The 17,466-nt window shown below is 65.9% G+C and carries 15 protein-coding genes; 6 read left to right on the forward strand and 9 right to left on the reverse strand.

The features are described from left to right. Positions 1-149 precede the first annotated feature (149 nt). From Pla123a_RS25160 to Pla123a_RS10495, 3 genes are all read left to right on the forward strand, one after another. On the forward strand, positions 150-1,247 hold the full coding sequence (locus Pla123a_RS25160) for a metal-dependent hydrolase (protein WP_146586625.1): 1,098 nt from the start codon (positions 150-152) through the stop codon (positions 1,245-1,247). 80 nt (positions 1,248-1,327) lie between these two features. Then, complete coding sequence (locus Pla123a_RS10490) at positions 1,328-1,918, forward strand: DUF6940 family protein (RefSeq protein WP_146586627.1); 591 nt, start codon at positions 1,328-1,330, stop codon at positions 1,916-1,918. Next, entirely contained in the window at positions 1,911-2,375 is a 465-nt protein-coding gene (locus Pla123a_RS10495) for a hypothetical protein (RefSeq protein ID WP_146586629.1), read from the forward strand. Before Pla123a_RS10490 ends, Pla123a_RS10495 begins: the two co-directional genes overlap by 8 nt. Here Pla123a_RS10495 and Pla123a_RS10500 read toward each other — a convergent pair. Together Pla123a_RS10500 and dtd are read right to left on the reverse strand one after the other, a co-directional pair. Beyond that, entirely contained in the window at positions 2,372-4,225 is a 1,854-nt protein-coding gene (locus Pla123a_RS10500; RefSeq protein WP_146586631.1) for an adenylate/guanylate cyclase domain-containing protein, read from the reverse strand. The two genes, Pla123a_RS10495 and Pla123a_RS10500, sit on opposite strands and share 4 nt — an antisense overlap. Before the next feature lie 218 nt (positions 4,226-4,443). Then, on the reverse strand, positions 4,444-4,875 hold the full coding sequence (gene dtd, locus Pla123a_RS10505; RefSeq protein WP_315852878.1) for a D-aminoacyl-tRNA deacylase: 432 nt from the start codon (positions 4,873-4,875) through the stop codon (positions 4,444-4,446). A gap of 112 nt (positions 4,876-4,987) precedes the next feature. Here dtd and Pla123a_RS10510 point away from each other — a divergent pair, with 112 nt between their 5' ends. Together Pla123a_RS10510 and Pla123a_RS10515 are read left to right on the forward strand one after the other, a co-directional pair. Next, positions 4,988-5,956: a ZIP family metal transporter gene (locus tag Pla123a_RS10510; RefSeq protein ID WP_146586634.1), complete on the forward strand. Its 969-nt coding sequence runs from the start codon at positions 4,988-4,990 to the stop codon at positions 5,954-5,956. Between the two features lie 599 nt (positions 5,957-6,555). Further along, entirely contained in the window at positions 6,556-7,620 is a 1,065-nt protein-coding gene (locus tag Pla123a_RS10515; protein WP_231956385.1) for a hypothetical protein, read from the forward strand. Positions 7,621-7,738: 118 nt separating this feature from the next. Here Pla123a_RS10515 and Pla123a_RS10520 read toward each other — a convergent pair whose 3' ends face one another. The 4 genes from Pla123a_RS10520 to lepA form a co-directional block, all read right to left on the reverse strand. After that, positions 7,739-7,963, reverse strand: coding sequence for a hypothetical protein (locus tag Pla123a_RS10520; protein ID WP_146586638.1), 225 nt, complete (start codon positions 7,961-7,963; stop codon positions 7,739-7,741). Between the two features lie 111 nt (positions 7,964-8,074). After that, entirely contained in the window at positions 8,075-8,560 is a 486-nt protein-coding gene (locus tag Pla123a_RS10525) for an SMI1/KNR4 family protein (RefSeq protein WP_197527854.1), read from the reverse strand. Between the two features lie 170 nt (positions 8,561-8,730). Continuing rightward, complete coding sequence (locus Pla123a_RS10530) at positions 8,731-9,525, reverse strand: hypothetical protein (RefSeq protein ID WP_146586641.1); 795 nt, start codon at positions 9,523-9,525, stop codon at positions 8,731-8,733. Between the two features lie 167 nt (positions 9,526-9,692). Next, the gene (lepA, locus tag Pla123a_RS10535; RefSeq protein WP_146586643.1) at positions 9,693-11,489 is read right to left on the reverse strand and encodes a translation elongation factor 4; all 1,797 of its coding nucleotides are present in this window, start codon (positions 11,487-11,489) and stop codon (positions 9,693-9,695) included. 227 nt (positions 11,490-11,716) lie between these two features. Between lepA and Pla123a_RS10540 the strand changes: the two genes are divergently transcribed. Further along, complete coding sequence (locus Pla123a_RS10540) at positions 11,717-13,075, forward strand: sulfatase family protein (protein ID WP_146586645.1); 1,359 nt, start codon at positions 11,717-11,719, stop codon at positions 13,073-13,075. A 108-nt stretch (positions 13,076-13,183) separates the two neighbouring features. Here Pla123a_RS10540 and Pla123a_RS10545 read toward each other — a convergent pair whose 3' ends face one another. The 3 genes from Pla123a_RS10545 to Pla123a_RS10555 form a co-directional block, all read right to left on the reverse strand. Next, positions 13,184-14,242 (reverse strand): YheT family hydrolase, encoded by a 1,059-nt coding sequence (locus Pla123a_RS10545; protein WP_231956386.1) that lies wholly within the window; start codon positions 14,240-14,242, stop codon positions 13,184-13,186. A gap of 306 nt (positions 14,243-14,548) precedes the next feature. Continuing rightward, positions 14,549-16,141 carry a multiheme c-type cytochrome gene (locus Pla123a_RS10550; RefSeq protein WP_146586649.1) on the reverse strand — a complete coding sequence of 531 codons (1,593 nt, stop codon included), beginning with the start codon at positions 16,139-16,141 and terminating at the stop codon, positions 14,549-14,551. A gap of 125 nt (positions 16,142-16,266) precedes the next feature. Then, positions 16,267-17,433 carry a DUF1573 domain-containing protein gene (locus Pla123a_RS10555; RefSeq protein ID WP_146586651.1) on the reverse strand — a complete coding sequence of 389 codons (1,167 nt, stop codon included), beginning with the start codon at positions 17,431-17,433 and terminating at the stop codon, positions 16,267-16,269. Positions 17,434-17,466 lie beyond the last annotated feature (33 nt).

A 17,466-nucleotide genomic window follows, 5' to 3' on the forward strand; every position in this document is an offset into this window, starting at 1 on the left:
ACCTTAACCCCAAGCGGCGCCCCGGGTTTCGACTGCTAGCGTCCGCGGACCGATCCGCCTTCCGACCGGCCGCCGATTCCCCTACATTCCCCCGGTTTGCCCGCTCTTTCGGATCCCTGCCACCGGATCGCTGCACCGGACCGCCCGCCATGGCCGACTTCAAGACGCACGTCACGTTCAGCAGTGTGCTGGGCTGCGGCTACGCGTTCGCCGGCATGACCGCCGGCATGGGCATGGATACCTCGCTGGTGGCCGGCGGCCTGTGCGGCCTGTCGGGCATGCTGCCGGACGTCGACAGCGACTCGGGCATCCCCCGCCGCGAGACCATGGGCTTCGCCGCCGCGATCGTGCCGATGCTGCTGGTCAGCCGCTTCCAGCAGTACCAGCTTGAGCACGACCAGATGGTGCTGATCGCGGCCGGGCTGTACTTCGGGATCCGGTTTGGCCTCTCGAAGTTAATCGGCGAGTTCTCCGTGCACCGCGGCATGTGGCACAGCATTCCGGCGGCGCTGATCTTTGCCGGGCTGGCGTTCCTGATCACCGGCTCCAGTGACCTGACCATCAAGTACTTCAAGGCGTTCGCCGTGTTCCTCGGCACAATGAGCCACCTGGTGCTCGACGAGGTCTACAGCGTCGACACGCGGGGCATCGTCCCCAAGTTCAAGAAGTCGTTCGGCAGCGCGGTGAAATTCTGGGGCAAGAGCCCGTGGGCCAACTTCTCGACCTACGCCAAGCTGATTGTGGTCGCGATGTTAGTCTTCGGCGACATGTCGGTGGTGACGCGGCTACGCGAGACCCACCCCGGCCTGGCCGACATTGCCGAGGCGACCGGCGAGCGGGTCCGCGGATTTACCGAAGGCGGGGCCGCCCCCCAACCGCCACCGCAGCAACCACAAGCCACGCCGCCCTCGTGGTGGGGCCAGCCTCAACAGCCAACCCAGCGTCAACAGCCAACCCAGCCTCAGCCCGCCCTGCCCCAGCCAAGCTATCCGCCGCAGGGCGGTCAGCAGCCGGCCTATCAGCAGCCCAATTACCAGCAACCGGCTTACCAACAACCTAGCTACCCGCAGCAGCAGCCCCCACAGGGATTCGCCCCGATCCAGCAGCCGACCAATCCGGGCGGCTTCCGCCCCAACAGTGGCGGCTACGGGAGCGACTACGGGACTGGCTACGGGCAGCCCGCGCCGCAGTACAACTACCCGCCCGCCGCTCAGCACGCGCAGCCGGGTGGCTGGAACCAACGGTAGGCGTGTCCTGCTCGCCCGACTTCGTGGTCCGCGGTAGACTGGGTCGGTCCCAGTCGATCGTCTTGCTTGTCCGCCACGACATGAGCATCACTCACGAAGTTGAAGAACTCGCTGCCGACCAGTTCCGCTGCCGAATCTTGGACAGCGGAGCGCCGGTAGATTACGGGCGGGTGATCGAGTTGTGGCGAACCTCTGCCGCCTTTCGCAGCGATTTCAACCGGGTGCTGGCGGACTCGCCTCTCGACGCGTTCCGTTGGGAGACTCCGCCAATTACCATCAATACGTTGGGCCGCGAATTCGAGTTTGTGCTCCTGAGCGCCGCTAGCTTCATCGATCGGCCAACTGACTCAGTAAGCTTCGCTGAGTTCTTCACGACCGACAACGCCAACGAGGGAGTTGTCGCGTTTGCCAATCTCCGCGGTGATTCCACGTTGGTGGTCCCGTCGCCACGAACCCATGAGACCGCCTACGGCCACCTCGCCTCGTTTGTCCGATCGGCTCCCCCCACGCAATGCGACGCCTTCTGGCGAGTTCTCGGGGCCGAGGTACACCGCGCCCTCGACGCCCGCCCGCTGTGGGTCAGCACCGCCGGCGGCGGCGTCGCGTGGCTGCACGCCAGGCTCGACCGCCATCCCAAGTACTATCAACACCGTCCCTATCGCGATGCCTAGTCAGCTCTCTTACCTCGACCACCACGATCGACTCGTCGAGCACTTCGCCGCCCAACTCGGCTGGCGGGGGCTGCAGCGTTGCTCTTTCACGCTGACGCCAGACATTGCCGGGTCGTTCCCTGTTGGAACCGTCTGCACAAATTGGACGACGACCCACATCAGGTTCAACCTGCAAGTCAATCACCTGTCGACCGAGCCGGACAACTACCGAGCAGCGGTGGTGGCCGAGTCGCGGCTGATCGGGCACACTTGGCACGAACGCGCCACCTTCACCACGCTCGAACAGGCAGCCGCCGAGGCCCAGCGGCTGCGCGGGCACTGCGCCCGCCAAAACTTCCGCGACCCCAAGTGGGTCCGCAGGTTCCTCGAGCAGCACCCCGACCGACTCTACCAGCGGCGCAAGCATTGGCGGGGCTGGAAGGCGCGGGTCAAAGCCCGTTCTAAGCCGCTGCGTTAGCCGGGGCGCGGCGCCGAGGTGGTCTTGAAACGGACCGAGCCCTGACGCTCGATCGACAGCACGCCGTCCCAGCTGTCGGGCGGGGCGGACGCGTCGCGGAGCAGGTCGCGGAGGAAGCACGAGCACGGGTCGTCGGCCGGGGCGCCCTGCAGCAGCTCCGACGCGGCGGCCCAGTCGCCCTGCTCGATGGCGGCGACTGCGGCGTCGTACGCCTGCGACTCGTCCGGCGACAACGCATCCGAAGCATCGAGCGTGTAGACCGCCACGGCCGATTCGACCCCCGGCGGGCGGAAGCGGCCGATGCGCCGCAATGCGGCCCCCTCCGGCTGGGACCCGTCGAGCCGCTGCCGGACCGCGTCGGCGGTCGCCTGGTCGAGCAGGATCGGCACGCCGACCTGCTTGGTGAGGTCCTGCAGCCGTGAGGCGAGGTTCACCACCGGGCCGAACACGCCGACCTTGATCTGCTCCATGGCGCCGATGCGGCCGGCGATCGCTTCGCCGTGGCCCACGCCGATACCGACGCGGAAACCGTGCAGCGGGCTCGACGCGTCGCGCTGCGCGTCGGCGAACGCGCGGTGGATGGCGATCGCCGTTCGGCAAGCCAACAGCGGGCCGTCGGGGTTGTCGTCGGGCCAGCCCCAGAACCCCAGCGCCGCGTCGCCCTGGAAGTCGGCGATCACCCCCTCGTACTTGAGGATGCCGCGGGTCATGGCCGACAGGGCGTGGCTCACCTGGTCGAGCAGGGCGCGCAGGTCGGCGGCGGCCTCGACCTTGCGGCTGAAGCCCCGGACGTCGCAGAACAGCACGCTGACCGGCCCGCTGCGGGGCTCGAGCGCGTCGGCCAGCGAGCGGTCGGCGAGCCGCTCGATCACCGCCGGCGAGAAGAACTGCCGCATCTGTTGGTGCTGCTGCTCCAGCGAGCGGACCTGCCGCACGGAGCCGAGGAACCGCGCCACCAGCTCCGCGGTCCGCAGCTCGCCGATCAGGTCCTGCGGCGAGTCGACCTCCCGCAGCCCGGCGAACCGCCGCTGCCCCGTGACGTACAGGCACCACCACTCGCCCGGCCCAACCGGGATCGGCGTGCAGAACGCCCAGTCGAGGTCGTTGTTGATGGTGAAGTTTTCGTCGACCTGGCTGTCCTCGGCCCACAAGTGCACGACGCTCTGCTGACGCTTCCTGGCGGCGGCGATCAGCCGGCGGCTGGGGCGGAACCGCCTGACGGCCGCGTCGCGGCAGTCCCACCGCATGAGGGTTGCGTCGGCGGTCGGGGCGGAGCCTTCGCGATCGGGCCCATCGCGGCCGGCCCTTCCGCGGTCGGTCGGCCGGTCGTCGAACTGCATCACGGCCGACGCCGACGCGCCGCGGATCGTGTCGAGCAGCAGGTCGACCACCTGCTCGGCCAGGTGCGCGTCGTCGCGGCTCTGGGCGATCAGCTCGGGCATTTTACAGAGCGCGTGCAGGCAGCTCGCCGGGTTGCTGAACCGCTCGGAGGTGAGCAGGTCGTCGCCCAGCACGTGCTCAGCCACCAGGGGGTCGCCGTCGTCGGTCTGGTCGGCGGCCTCAAAGTAGAACGTGGTGTCGCCGATGGCAAACTTGTCGCCCGGCTCGATCCAGAACCGGCTGCTGGGGATCCCCTGGTAGAACACCGGGTTCCGCGCGGTCGGCAGCACGGCGACCTCCAGCCGCCCCTCGTGCAGTCGCAGCGTGGCGTGCTCGCGCGAGATCAACCGGTCCCACGGCACGGCGTAGCCCGATCGCGGGGCGCGGCCGAGCGTCAGCTCCTCGCCCTCGCCGAGCGCAAAGCGGTCCTGCTGGTTCGAGCCGCCGCCGATCGCCAGGAGTTCTGCCATAGTTGTTAGCGGACGCGTTCTACGAGAATCAAGGGAGCCATTCTACCACCGTTTGCAAAAGGCAGAATCGTATCGTTCACCAACGCCGACGATGGCCACCAAAAGGCACCATAAGGCTCGAAAGCTCGCGGACAAGCCGGGGTCTGTGGGCTCTCCTCTTGTGTCGTTTCGTGCCTTTTCGTGGCCATTCAAAAACCTATCCCAGCGACTGCCTGCCGCTACGGGGAATCAACAATCAGTGTCACTGGGCCGTCGTTCGTCAGGGTGACCTCCATGTGCGTGCGGAACCGGCCCGTGCCGACCGTCACGCCCCGCTCGCGGACCGCGGCGACAAAGTCGTCGTAGAGCCGCTCGGCCAGCTCCGGCGGCGCGGCGTCGATGAAGCTCGGCCGGCGGCCCTTCTTGCAGTCGCCCAAGAGCGTGAACTGGCTCACCACCAGCATCTGCCCGCCGACGTCCTGCAGCGAGCGGTTCATCTTGCCGTCGTCGTCCTCGAAGACCCGCAGCCCAACCAGCTTGTCGGCCATCCAGCGGACCGCCGCCGCGTCGTCCTGATGGCCGACGCCCAGCAGCACCATCAGGCCTGCGCCGATCTGGCCGACGGTCTCGCCGCTGACCACGACCGCCGCCGAGCTCACGCGTTGCACCACTGCTTTCAAGTCACAACCGCCTGGTTTGTTGGGTATAGGGAACCGCCGGCCGGCGGGTTAGCATAGGGGGTTTCTGCCTATCGTAACCGACCCGCCCGCCCCCACGAAACCGATGCCGCCGATTGTCCTGCTCGCGTACTACTGCGTGGCGATCCTGGTCGCCTCGGTGCTGGGGGGCATGCTGCCGGGCTGGCTGCGGCTGACGCACCGCTGGATGGAGGTGGCCGTCAGCCTGGTCGCCGGCGTCATGCTGGGCGTAGCGCTGCTCCACCTGCTGCCGCACGCCCTCGACACGGCCGCCCAAACCGGCAGCGGCCCCAACCGCTTCCTCGGCCCGCTGCAGTGGGCCCTGGCCGGCTGGCTGGCGATGTTCTTTGTCGAACGCTTCTTCTGCTTCCACCACCACGACCTCCCAGGCGAGGGACACGACTGTCACTCGCATGATCATGACCACGGGCACTCGCACGACCACAGCCACACGCACGAATCCCCCCACGAGCACCTCGGCCCGCTCGCCTGCGACGAGCACAGCCACGCGCACAGCGACCACGCGCACGACCTGTCGTGGGGCGGCGCCGCGTTCGGGCTGACGCTGCACAGCGTGCTGGCCGGCGTGGCGCTGGCGGCCAGTGTGTTCCACGAGCAGTCCGACCGCTCGTGGGCCGGGCTCGGCGTGTTCGTCGCGATCCTGCTGCACAAGCCGTTCGACTCGATGACCATCGCGATGCTGATGGCCCGCGGCAACCGCTCCCGCGGCGCCCAGGCGCTGGCGAACGCCGCGTTCGCGCTGGCGGTGCCCGCCGGCGCGCTGCTGTTCTACCTCGGCGCGGTCGACGGCCACGAGGCGGCCAACGCGGCCGCCGCCTCGGCCCTGGCGTTCAGCGCGGGCATGTTCCTCTGCATCTCGATGTCCGACCTGCTGCCGGAACTTCAATTCCACCACCACGACCGCTTCAAGCTCTCCGCGGCGCTGCTCTTGGGCCTGGCCGTAGCATGGGCGGCTTGCCGGTTTGAGCAGCACACGCACGCGCCGCCGGCCACACCGCCACTCCCTGCCGCCCAACCAGAAGCGGACAGCTGAGCCACGGGTTCTGTCCGACCCGTTTAGTCCGACCCGTTAAGTCCGAAAAAACGAGCCAAGGGTACAAAACCCCACGCTCAGCACGGCCCCATCGGCCCTAAGTGCTTTCGCAGTCGCCAGTCACTTCTCCTCGCTCCGAGAACCCCCGCAGGGTTTTGTCCGGCATGGATCGCCGACCGGACAACTCGCCAACGACCGCCAGCCAAGACCCCAGTGCGCAGCGGCACCCCCGCCGACCACCAGCGAGGGTGGACAGGTAGGGGTCTCCCCCATTAGACCGCGGGCGGCGCCGACTTGCAGCAACAAACTGCCGCCAAAGCCTCGCAAAGAGTTCGACGGAAAGCCCGCGGCCGCCCGCTCGGCGACGTCCGATGGTGGGCACCATGCTCCTCGCTTGCACGGGCCTGGGTCGGCGTTCAAGCCATTGCCTCGCAAGCGTGGCAATGGCGCCCGGCCGAGGAAGCCGCTCTTGGCACGCGAGATTCGTCTTAACGAAAACTTCACAAAACAATGGTCCAATCTTAATGCTCGGTCGCCATCAGCGCCGCAGCACTGATTCAAGGTTGGAATCTTGTTCGTTTGGGGAACCTATGGTTCGATTGTCGCTTGTTGCTCTGCTCATCTGCTGCAGTTCTGCCTACGGTCAACGCTTCGGCGGAATCGAGATTGGCGCGAAGGGCGTCAAATGGGTGGCGATCGATCTCGAGCTGGGAGACCTCAGGAACCCCGTTACGATCGTCGCTTCCGGGGACGAGAACACCACGCTTTCGGCCCTGGGAGGAGCGTCCTTCCATCCCGGTGCGCTCCGCGCCACCATTCAAACGGTCGGTGACTTTTACCACCACCTTCATGAAGCGCTCCACGTTCCGGATGACCAGATCTTCATCGTGGTCAGCAGCGGGTTGCCGAAGGCCGAAAACCTGCAGGCATTAAAGGATGGAATCGCAGAGTTCACCAGGCATGCGGTGGATGTTCTCTCGGTCGAGGAGGAGGTTCGGCTAGGCATCTGCGGGCTCTGCATTCAGGAGCAGGATCGACTTGGCGACGCGCTGGTCATCGATGTCGGAAGCGGTAACACCAAAGGCGGATACCTGGTTCCGGCCGCTTTCAAGAAACGTGAAGCGATCACCACGTTCGAACTTCCTGGCACGGTCACGTTGACCACGGCAGTCCAGTCCATCGCCGCGGATCGTCACGTCGATTTTTGCCAAGCGAGTCTCGAGGCGCGTCACAGCGTCCTCGAGCCGTCCATCAGTCACCAGTTGCAACGGCATGAGGACCTTGAGTCGCGGCGACTGGTGTACATGAACGGTGGCGTCGTTTGGGCGCTTGCGACGTTTCTGCACCCCGAGATGCTGGAGTACGCCAACGTGCCGCTTCGTTTAGACGAACTGCACCAGATACGTGAAACACTGAGGAGCGCGAATGGTGAATACCCGCCTGTCGACGCTTCTCTTCTGAGTGCCGCGGTCACCGAGGAGATTAGCAGAGCCAAGCAAGTGTTCACGCCCGAGAACCTGATGGCTGGGAGCGAGATCCTGTGCGCCCTCGGCGAGAACTTGAGCTTCGAAGACCGCGCGGTCTACTTCGTAAGAAACGGAAGGGTTGCGTGGTTGCTGGGCTACGTCTCCGCGAAGGGCCGAGAGTCGCAAGTGATTCGATAAGAATCATGATGCGGGGGAGACTCCTACTCTGTCTGAAGCCGGGCGCCGTGCTCCACGCTTGCGTGGGCATGGGCCCGTGTTCGAGGCATCGCCACGCGAGCGTGGCAATGGCGTCCAGCTACCTGGGCCGCCGCTCTCGCTCCTTGAGCTGCAATGCCGCCTGCTTGGCAATGGCCACGCGGCGAATCCGATCCGCTCGGCGTTGAAGCCATTTGGGATCATCCGTGCTGGACGGAGATGTCATGCGTGCCTCGTACTCGTCGGCCAACGCGAACAGCTCTTCCGCGGTGAACTTCCGCATGCCGTACACGCCGTCGAATCGGCCCTGTGAAGGTTTGGCCATTGCGTCGCCCTCGTCACTGAAAATTGCGGCTTCACCGACGGGAACGCTGCACAGCGAAGCGGCGCAGTACCTCGCGTCCGAGTGCATGCATCGGTTGGGCCACTCCTTCTGTCACACGAGGTATTTCCATCCTGGCGTATCGCTGTAAGAGGCACGGAAGTCACCGACAACCCGAGCCAGGAACGAAGCGAAATCCCCGCTGATCTGTGTTAGTAAGCCATCTTCCTGGGACCAGCGCCAGACTCGCCCCGTGGCATCCATCAGAAAGGCATTGCCTCCCCCGTCTGTCGCTACCGGGATCGCGGGGGCTTCCCCGATTACTGCTGGGAAGTCGCCCCGTCGTAGGCTCTGTGACAGCTCCTCAACGCCGCCGATCCAGTATCCATTGTGCACGGACATGGCGACTATCGCGTCCACCTCGGAGAAGAATGCCCGCAGGTCATCAGGAAGCAGCAAGCCGCCGAGAACCTCGAACTCTTGGAGCGCCTGAGCCGTCGATGCAGGCCGAAAGGAGGGTCGTTCTTCCCAAGGGCATTCTTCGTGCGGCCATGCCTTAGCCAGTTCCCGCAGAGCTTCGATTGATTCAGCAACCGTCATGTTCGTTTCTCGGTCTGCCCAACTGGGGCCGTCACCGGGACGCCGGAGACACACCGTCCGGTTTGTCCGGCAGTACGCCCATGGCGCCCGGTTCGCTCTGCCAGCAAGCTGGTCAGTGCCACCGCGAAGCCGCGCCATCCTGCCGATTTCGGCTCGCGTAGATCCGTTTGTTAGCCCGGTCTGCGGGTGACAGGTTCGTCGACGTTGAATCGGTACTCCTCTGCACCGAGCTTGATCGTCGTTTCGATGCCGCCTTCGATTAGCATCATAGTAAGATCGTCAGGGATCTGGCAGCCATCAGGTGTTAGTGCAACGTACACATCAAGGCCCCCGTAGAACTGCAAATGCGCAAGGTAGAGTCCCAACGGATCCGGATCCGTCAACCGAAAGTTGAACACATCAGGGTTGCCACCTACTCGAGGTTTGCCTTCCAGCTCGATTGCCACTTTGTCTCGGATGAGCCGCTGGAATTCAGCCGGATTTGGTAAACAACTTGGAATGTAACCAAGGATCGTCCGAGATTCGCCGCTAAACTTCCGGCCAAACTGCGCAAAGTGAACGCCACGAGCGATGCGATCGAAACATCGGAGAAAGCGATCGTAATCAGGTGTTCCCCAGACAACGTCGATGAACTTGTTCGGGCCGAACTCGACAACGGACCATCTTTGGTTCTTCATCGCTCGGTCGAGTAGCGAAAACGAACTGCGGTGGATAGCACGGTTGACCTTGGAGAACTTGTGTGAATAGCCGATCGAATTGTTTCCGATGATTCCTGCAAGACTGACCATGAGGAATTCGTCATCGGACGATTTTCCGCTGTTGTGCTCATCACACGAGGGAACGGTCAGCAGATTCTGTCGATAGTCTGCACCCACGTCCTTGACCTCTGGAAAGAGGCACTTAGGCGGAACGTGCTCCCGGGACGTCGCTGGCTCGTCGCACATGTAGCAGGTTGGTCGGGGCATCGCGGACTCCGTTTGCGATGTGAGCTAAGAATCATCTGTTGATATGACAACTTCGAAATGACATAGGTTCGTTTCGGGCGAACAAGTAGTGGGCGGGGTTCGCCTTCTCGCACCCCAACAATACTGATCCCACCTCCCCCGCGTGCCGCCACCACGCGACGCCCCCGCTAATCATCATCCGTCTGCAGCACCGCGACGAACGCCTTCTGTGGGATGTTCACGCTGCCGAACTGCTTCATCTTGGCCTTGCCCTTCTTCTGCTTCTCTAGCAGCTTCTTCTTCCGCGTGACGTCGCCCCCGTAGAGCTTCTCGGTGACGTCCTTGCGGAACGGGGCCACGGTGGTGCGGGCGATGATCTCGCCGCCGATCGCTCCCTGGATCGGGATCTTGAACTGGTGCCGGGGGATCTCCTTGGCCAGCTTCTCGCAGTAGTGCAGCGCGCGGCTGCGGGCCTTGTCGCGGTGCACCAGGTACGACAGCGTGTCGACCGGCTCCTTGTTCACCAGGATGTCGACCTTCACGATGTCTGTCTGGCGGTACTCGATCGGCTCGTAGTCGAACGACCCGTAGCCGCGGGTCAGCATCTTGAGCTTGCCGTAGAAGTCGAACAGCACCTCGCCGAGCGGCATCACGCTGGTCACCTCCAGCCGGTTGGCCGACAGGTAGTCCATGGTCTGCGTGTCGGAGCGGTGCTCGCGGCACAGCTCCATCACCCCGCCGACGTACGTGTCGGGCGTGATGATCGAGGCCTTGATGTACGGCTCGCTGGCCGACTCGATCGACATCGGGTCGGGCCAGTAGCTCGGGTTGTCGACCTCCAGCTCCGAGCCGTCCCTGAGCGTCAGCTTGTACTTGACCGACGGCGCGGAGATCACCAGCCCGAGGTCGAACTCACGCTCCAGCCGCTCCTGGATCACGTCCAGGTGCAGGAGCCCGAGGAAGCCGCAGCGGAAGCCGAAGCCGAGCGCCGCCGAGCTGTCCTTCTCGAAGGTCAGCGCGGCGTCGTTGATGGCGAGCTTCTCGAGCGCCTTGGTGAGCTCCTGGTACTCGCCGGTGTCCATCGGGTAGATCGACGAGAACACCACCTGGCGGGCGGGCTGGTAGCCCGGGATCGGCGCGTCGGCCGGCCGGTCCTTGAGCGTGATGGTGTCGCCGATCTCGATGTCCTGCACGCTCTTCACGCCGGCCACGATGTAGCCGACCTCGCCCGCGCTGAGCTGCTTGCGGGGGACCAGCTGGAACTGGTTGTAGCCGACCTCGTCGACCTTGAAGTCGCGGTCGGCGTGCATGAAGTGGATGGTGTCGCGGCTCTTGAGGGTCCCCTCCATCACGCGGCACTGCAGGATGACGCCGCGGAACTTGTCGAAGTGGGCGTCGAACACCAGCGCCTTGAGCGGGGCGTTGGGGTCGCCCTTGGGGGGCGGCAGGTGCTCGACAATGCCGGCCAGCACCTGGTCGATGTTCAGCCCGGTCTTGGCCGAGATCGGGATCGCCGCGAACGGGTCGAGGCCTAGCTCGGCGTCGATCGCTTCCTGGGCCCGCTCGATGTCGGCCGAGGGGAGGTCGATCTTGTTGATGATCGGCAGCAGCTCGAGGTCGTGCTCGAGCGCCATATACAGGTTGGCCACGGTTTGGGCCTCCACGCCCTGCGACGCGTCGACGATGATCAGCGCCCCCTCGCACGCCATCAGCGACCGCCGCACCTCGTGCGAGAAGTCGACGTGCCCGGGCGTGTCGATCAGGTTCAGCAGGTAGTCCTTGCCGTCGGCCGCCCGGTAGTTGAGCGTGATCGTGTTGCTCTTGATCGTGATGCCCCGCTCGCGTTCGATGTCCATCGAGTCGAGCATCTGCTCGTGGAGTTCGCGCTGGGTGACGCCGTCGCAGGTCTGGATGAGCCGGTCGGCCAGCGTCGACTTGCCGTGGTCGATGTGGGCGATGATGCAGAAGTTGCGGATGTTTTCCATGGCCTAGTTCTACCAAGAAAACGCCCCGAGCAGCAGCAGGAGCGCCCGCGGCAGCCCTGCTTGCAGAACCAACCGACGAGAAGTTCTGCCCGCTTATCGGGACGCCGGCGGCGGCTGCGGCGGGGTCGCGTTACACTAGGTGAGCGGGGCGCCGGTCGTATATTTCGCTCGTATTCTCGAGTGGCGAGTCCCGCCCCTCCGTCGAAGGCTCAGGAAGGCTCAGCTTCATGCCCGCCCACCGATCCAACTTTGGCGCCCTCGCAGCGGTGTTGCTGCTCGTTTCCTGCTCGGCCGCGGCAGACCAGCGGCCGAACATCGTGCTGATCCTCAGCGACGACCAGGCGTGGGGCGACTACGGCTTTATGGGCCACGAAGTTATCCAGACCCCAAACCTCGATCGGCTGGCCGCCAGCGGGATCACGTACCCCCGCGGCTACGTCGCAGCCCCGGTCTGCCGGCCCTCGCTGGCGTCGATAGTGACGGGTCACTACCCGTCGCGGCACGGCGTCACGGGCAACGATGTGCAGGGCGATCACGACCGCGCTGCGCTCGATGCGCCGCTGCGCGGCGAGTTCCACAAGCACCCGAGTTTCATCCGCCTGCTGAGCGACGCCGGCTACCTGACGCACCAGTCGGGCAAGTGGTGGGAGGGGTCGCACCAGGACGGCGGCTTCACCGCCGGCATGACCCACGGGGACCCGTCGCGCGGCGGCCGCCACGGCGACGCCGGCCTCGTGATCGGGCGGGAGGGGATGCGGCCGGTCACCGACTTCATCGACCACGCCGCCGAGAGCCAGCAGCCGTTCTTTCTGTGGTACGCCCCCTTCCTGCCCCACGCGCCCCACCGGCCGCCGCAGCGGCTGCTGCAGAAGCACCAACTGCCGGGCCGACCAGCAGACGCAGCGCGGTATTACGCGATGTGCGAGTGGTTCGATGAGACCTGCGGTCAGCTGCTCGACCACCTGCAACGGAAGCAATTAGCCGACAACACGCTGGTGCTCTATCTCTGCGACAACGGCTGGGCGCCGGTTAGCGACAACGCCGCCGATCTCAATCAGTCGGCCTGGACGCAGTACGCACTCCGCTCGAAGGGATCCCCCTACGAGAACGGCGTCCGCACGCCGATCCTGGTTTCTTGGCCCGGGCACGCCGCGCCGAGACAATCGGACCAACTCGCCCACGCGATCGACCTGTTCCCGACAATCGCCGCCGCGGCCGGCCTCGACGCGCCGGCCGGCCTGCCGGGCGTCAACCTGCTGGACGCGCAGGCGGTGCGGGAACGCGAGATCGTGTTCGGCGTGTGCCACGCCACCCACAACATCGACCTGCAGGACCCCGACTCGACCCTGCAGTACCTGTGGTGCGTCACCGACCCCTGGAAGTTGATCGTCCGTCGGCACGGCGTCGATTCGACCAAGTACCGCGCGCTCCACGACTGGGATACCGTGCCGGCCCGGCTCTACAACCTGCGGGTCGACCCGCACGAGCAGCGCGACCTGGCGGCCGAGCGGCCAGAGGTTGTCGAGCGTCTGCGGCGGTCGATCGACGCGTGGCGAGCGAAGACTCCCGCACCTGCCGTCAACTAGCGTGAGCCCCCAAGCGGTGGCTGTACTCCCTGAGCACGGCCAAAAAAGCAAACTGCCGGCTTTCGCCGGCAGTTTGCTGGTGTGGTCAGGATTGTGCAGGGCGGGCGGTCAGGCGTAGACCACCTGCGACTGCGGCTTGTGCGCGTCGGTCGTCTGGGCGCGGACCCACTCGACCACCCGCCAGTCGATCCAGCGGCGGTCGGGGTCGTCGCCGAAGCGGCCGACGAAGCCGAGGTGCCCGCCACCCTTGGTGACCACCACCTCGATGGCGTCGCTGAGCTGGAACTCCGAGATCGCGGCGGCCGGGATGACCGGGTCGTCCGCGGCGGCGATAATCTGGGTCGGCAGCAGGATCTGCGACAACCGCGGCCCGGCGCTGGCGTGGTTGTAGTACGCGTCGACGCTAGCGTAGCCGTGCAGCGGCGCGGTGATCTGCTCGTCGAGTTGGCGGATGTGCCGCGGCACGCGCGAGGTGTCGACCTCCGGCGGGTCGGGCATGGTCGCCAGGCGGCGTTCGATCTGCTTCCACATCATGCGGGCGAAGTGCCGCGAGTACGCGCGGCCGGCGCCGCGGCTGAACGACTTGTCGACCGCGTGCAGGTCGACCGGCGGGCAGACCGCCATCACGCTCATCAGGTTGCCGCACGGCTCGCCGCGGAGGTCGCCGGCCAGGTTCAGGGCGAGCGATCCGCCCAGCGAGTAGCCGATCAGGTGCAGCGGCGAACGCGTGCAGAGCTCGCCGATGTGCTCCACCACGGCGCGGACGTCGTCCCAGCTGCCGCAGTGGGCGCCGCCGCGGGCGTAGGGCTCGCCGGCGCCGCAGCCGCGGAGGTCCATCCGGAACGTGCGGACGCCCTCGGCGTTGAGCTTGGCCGCGGCCCGCTCGACGTACGGGCTGGCGTGCGAGCCGCCCAGCCCGTGCACCAGCAGGGCCGAGGGGTGCACGTCGGTCCAGCCGCGGGGGCAGTCGTCGTGCACCATCAGGCGGTCGCCGTCTTCGAGGTCGACCAACCGGCCTACCGCCTTGTACGGGCCGGCCTGCCAAGGGAACAACGCCCCGAACAGCGTCTGGGCATTACCTCCCCAGACCAGCGGGTGGGGACGGAACTTTCGCAGGAATCGAGTAGCAGCTACCACGGAGTCGTCGTACCTCAGGTTGATTGGCAACGCTGGCTGTTGTTAGCCTACGCAATCCACACGCGCTCGCCAAGCTTCCCAAACCTCCTGGGCCCGCTCGACACGGCGTCCGGCGTGCAAACATACCCGCTGCCGGTGCCAGGCGATGACTCAATCCGCCCGCCCGCCACGAGATTCTTGGCTTGCCGCGCCGGACCTAGCTGACGCAGCGGCTGTGCCTGGCCGGGAGCTTTCGACAGCCAGCGAAGGTTTGCCTGCTAGGCAGGGGGTGTGGTTCCCCGAACCCGCATCAACACTCCCGCCGGCAATCATTGCCGCGTTAGGTCGTTGCCGCCGTCAGTCCTTGCCATGGTGCTCGACGTGCGGCCAGTACCGTTGGAAGTCGAACTCTGGCGAGTTGTCCTCGTCGTGGCACAGCAGGCAGTTGTTGACCACCGGGCCCAGGTTCTGACCGTCCTTGTTCCCCTCGTTCTCGACCAGCTCCATGTGCAGCTCTTGGCGGAGGGCCTCGATCTCGGCGTCGTTGGCGTCGATGTCGCCGTTCTCGGCCGCGACGTGCTTGGCGGCCGGGCCGTGGCAGTTCTCGCAGCCGTTGTCGGTCAGGTGCGGCGTGGTCTGCAGGCTGGCGTATCCGGAGTTGAACGGCACGTACTGCTGCGGGCTCCAGCCCGTGACGTGGCAGCTCAGGCACTCCGGGTCGAAATGCCGCGGCGGGTCGAGGTCGACCAGCGTCTTGGTGGCGTGCGAATGCGGCGTGCTCTCGAACACCTCCATCGCGGCGGTGTGGCAGTCGCCACAAACGGCCGAGCCGGCAAACTCGTGCCCGGTCGGGTGGGCCACCGCCCGCACGCCAAGGCCCTTGAGGGTCATGGTCTTCAGCTCGTTCTGGTACGCCACGAGCATGTCCTGCATCTCCTGGGCATCCTCGAAGCGGTGATCGATCGGCACGCTCTGGTAGCGGAACGGCTTGGCGCCATCCGAGTACAGACCGATCGCCACGGCGTACATCCCCTTGTGGCCGACCTCTAGCAGGTGGCCGCTGGTCCCCTCGATCTTCCGTGCGTTGATCGCCGGGACGTCGGACCCCAGGCCCGCTACGACCCAGTCGAAGACCGGGAACTTCTTGGCGAGCTCGGTCGCCTCGGCCGGGTAGTCGTGCACCAGCAGCACGAGCTGATCGCACCCTTCGGCCTGCAGCTTGGGGACGACTTCCTGGAGCGCCTCCTCCGGATCGACCAGGTCGATGTCCGACAGCTGACCGAGCTTGGCGATCTGCTTCTTGCCGAGCACCGACGTGAAGCCGATCTTCAGGCCCCCTTTTTCGACCACGCGGTACCGCTGGCTGAAGGAGTCGTCGAAGCCGAACACGCCGACATTGGCGCTGGTCATAGGGTTGTTTTCGGAGTCGAAGTTGATCAGCACGCCCAACAGGTCCATCTGCAGGTCCTTGACGCCGAACGCCACGCCCTGGTAGTCCATCGCCACCAGCGCTTCGAGGCCGCGCCGCAGCTTAATCTGCGACTGCTGCCCGAACCGTTTGACCTGCCCGCCGGTGTCCATCGCGATTGGGTTCCAGCCCTCGGCCTCGAGCCCGGTGAGGAACGTGTAGCGGCGTTTCAGTCCGCCCTTCTGGTTGGTCAGCCCCGCGCAGCCGCACGGCTCGAGGTACCCGTCCTGCGCGCCGGTAAAGACCAGCGTCGCGTCGGGCTTCGGCCAGTCGGCGAAGATCCGCCCGTTGGCCTCGATCGGGTCGACCTTGGCGTGCTTGTCGGGGAGACTCGGCTTCTCGCTGTAGACCGCTTCGGTTGCTTCATCGCCGGAGCTGGCGTCGACAAACACGCCGATCACGAAGCACGACAGCGCCAGCATCGAAAGCAGCATCAGCCCGCGTACGCGGGCACTCGAATAACTACGACAAATCTCGGGCATCGCCGGCTCCGCGTGGTCGCGTGACGGTTTGTGAAACTAGGCAAGAACGTCTGCCGGGAGGATAGCTGATGTTGGCGCACCAAGCAAAGCCAACAAGCCGGCACGCGCTACGGTCTGCCGAGGGGCTACTTGGTCACGGCGAACCGTACCCGGACCAAGACCTCAGGGGAGTTGGGGTGGGTCGTCTTCAGCCGGATCACGCCGTCGTCCCCCTGCGGGGTGTTGAGGTGGATCATCGGCCGCGTCCCCTTGGGAATCGATACCGTCAGGTACGTGTGGTAGACGTCGTCGCGGCGGCGTTTGGTCTCGCCGATCTCGACCTCGAGCTCCTTGGGGTCGGTCGAGATTACCTCGAAGCGGGTGTCGGCGGCGTGGGCCCCTTTCACGGACAACAGCATCCGGCTGCTGGCGCCCTCGTCGCTGGGGACCATGCCGAGGTTCAGGACGCCGGCGTCGTCATTCCACTTGCCGCCGTGCAGCGTGATGTCGCCGACCACGCGGCCGACCACCGGCACCTCGAGTTCGTCGACCTCCCCTTCGGCGACCTCGCGGTTTGGCTTGATCTTGACCCACTCCATGATCTGCCCGACCGGCAGCTCGCCGTTGGTGGTGAGCACAATCCGTTGCCCGGCCACGGCGTTGGGGTCCTCGAGCTCCGAGCTGTCGACCGGCTCGAGCCGCACCTCGAACTTGCCCGCGGCCTCGTCGCGGTCGGGCGCGGCGGCGGTCAGCTCGATCGGCTCGTTGTCGGTTGTGTAGTAAATGACCGAGGAGGTAGCCGGCTCGCCGGCGCGGATCTCGCCGAAGACGAACGAGGTTGGCGTGAGGGCGGTCGGCTCGATCACGGTCCCCTCGATCGACAGCTCGATCGACGGGCGGAGCGGGTCGTTGGTGGTCAGCGGCGCGGTCTGACGGAACGGGCCGGGCAGGCTCTTGGCGACCCACTCGAGTCCGATCTCGGCCTCGCCGCCGGGCGGCACCAGGTCGACATTCACCTCGAACGCGGTGCACTTGCAGCTCGGGCGGCCAGGGGTTAGCCGCAGCGCGGCCGTGCCCTCGTTGCGGATTCGGAACTGGTGCCGCCGCTTGGCGCCCCGCTGCATGACGCCGAACTCGTAGTTCGGTTCAGTCACCACGGCCCTCGGCAGCGACGTGTCGGCGCCCGGCCCGGCGATGGCGCCGGACGGGTCGAGGCTCACCTCGACGGGGGGCCGCACGCTGGCGTACCCCACCGCGCTGCCGATCGCGGCGCCCAGAACTCCCCCGACAATCACGACATGGATGGCTTTCATACAATCAATTCTAGGATCCCGGTTCCGGGGGCG

Origin of the sequence: Posidoniimonas polymericola, assembly GCF_007859935.1 — a bacterium.
GTDB classification, from domain to species: Bacteria; Planctomycetota; Planctomycetia; order Pirellulales; family Lacipirellulaceae; genus Posidoniimonas; species Posidoniimonas polymericola.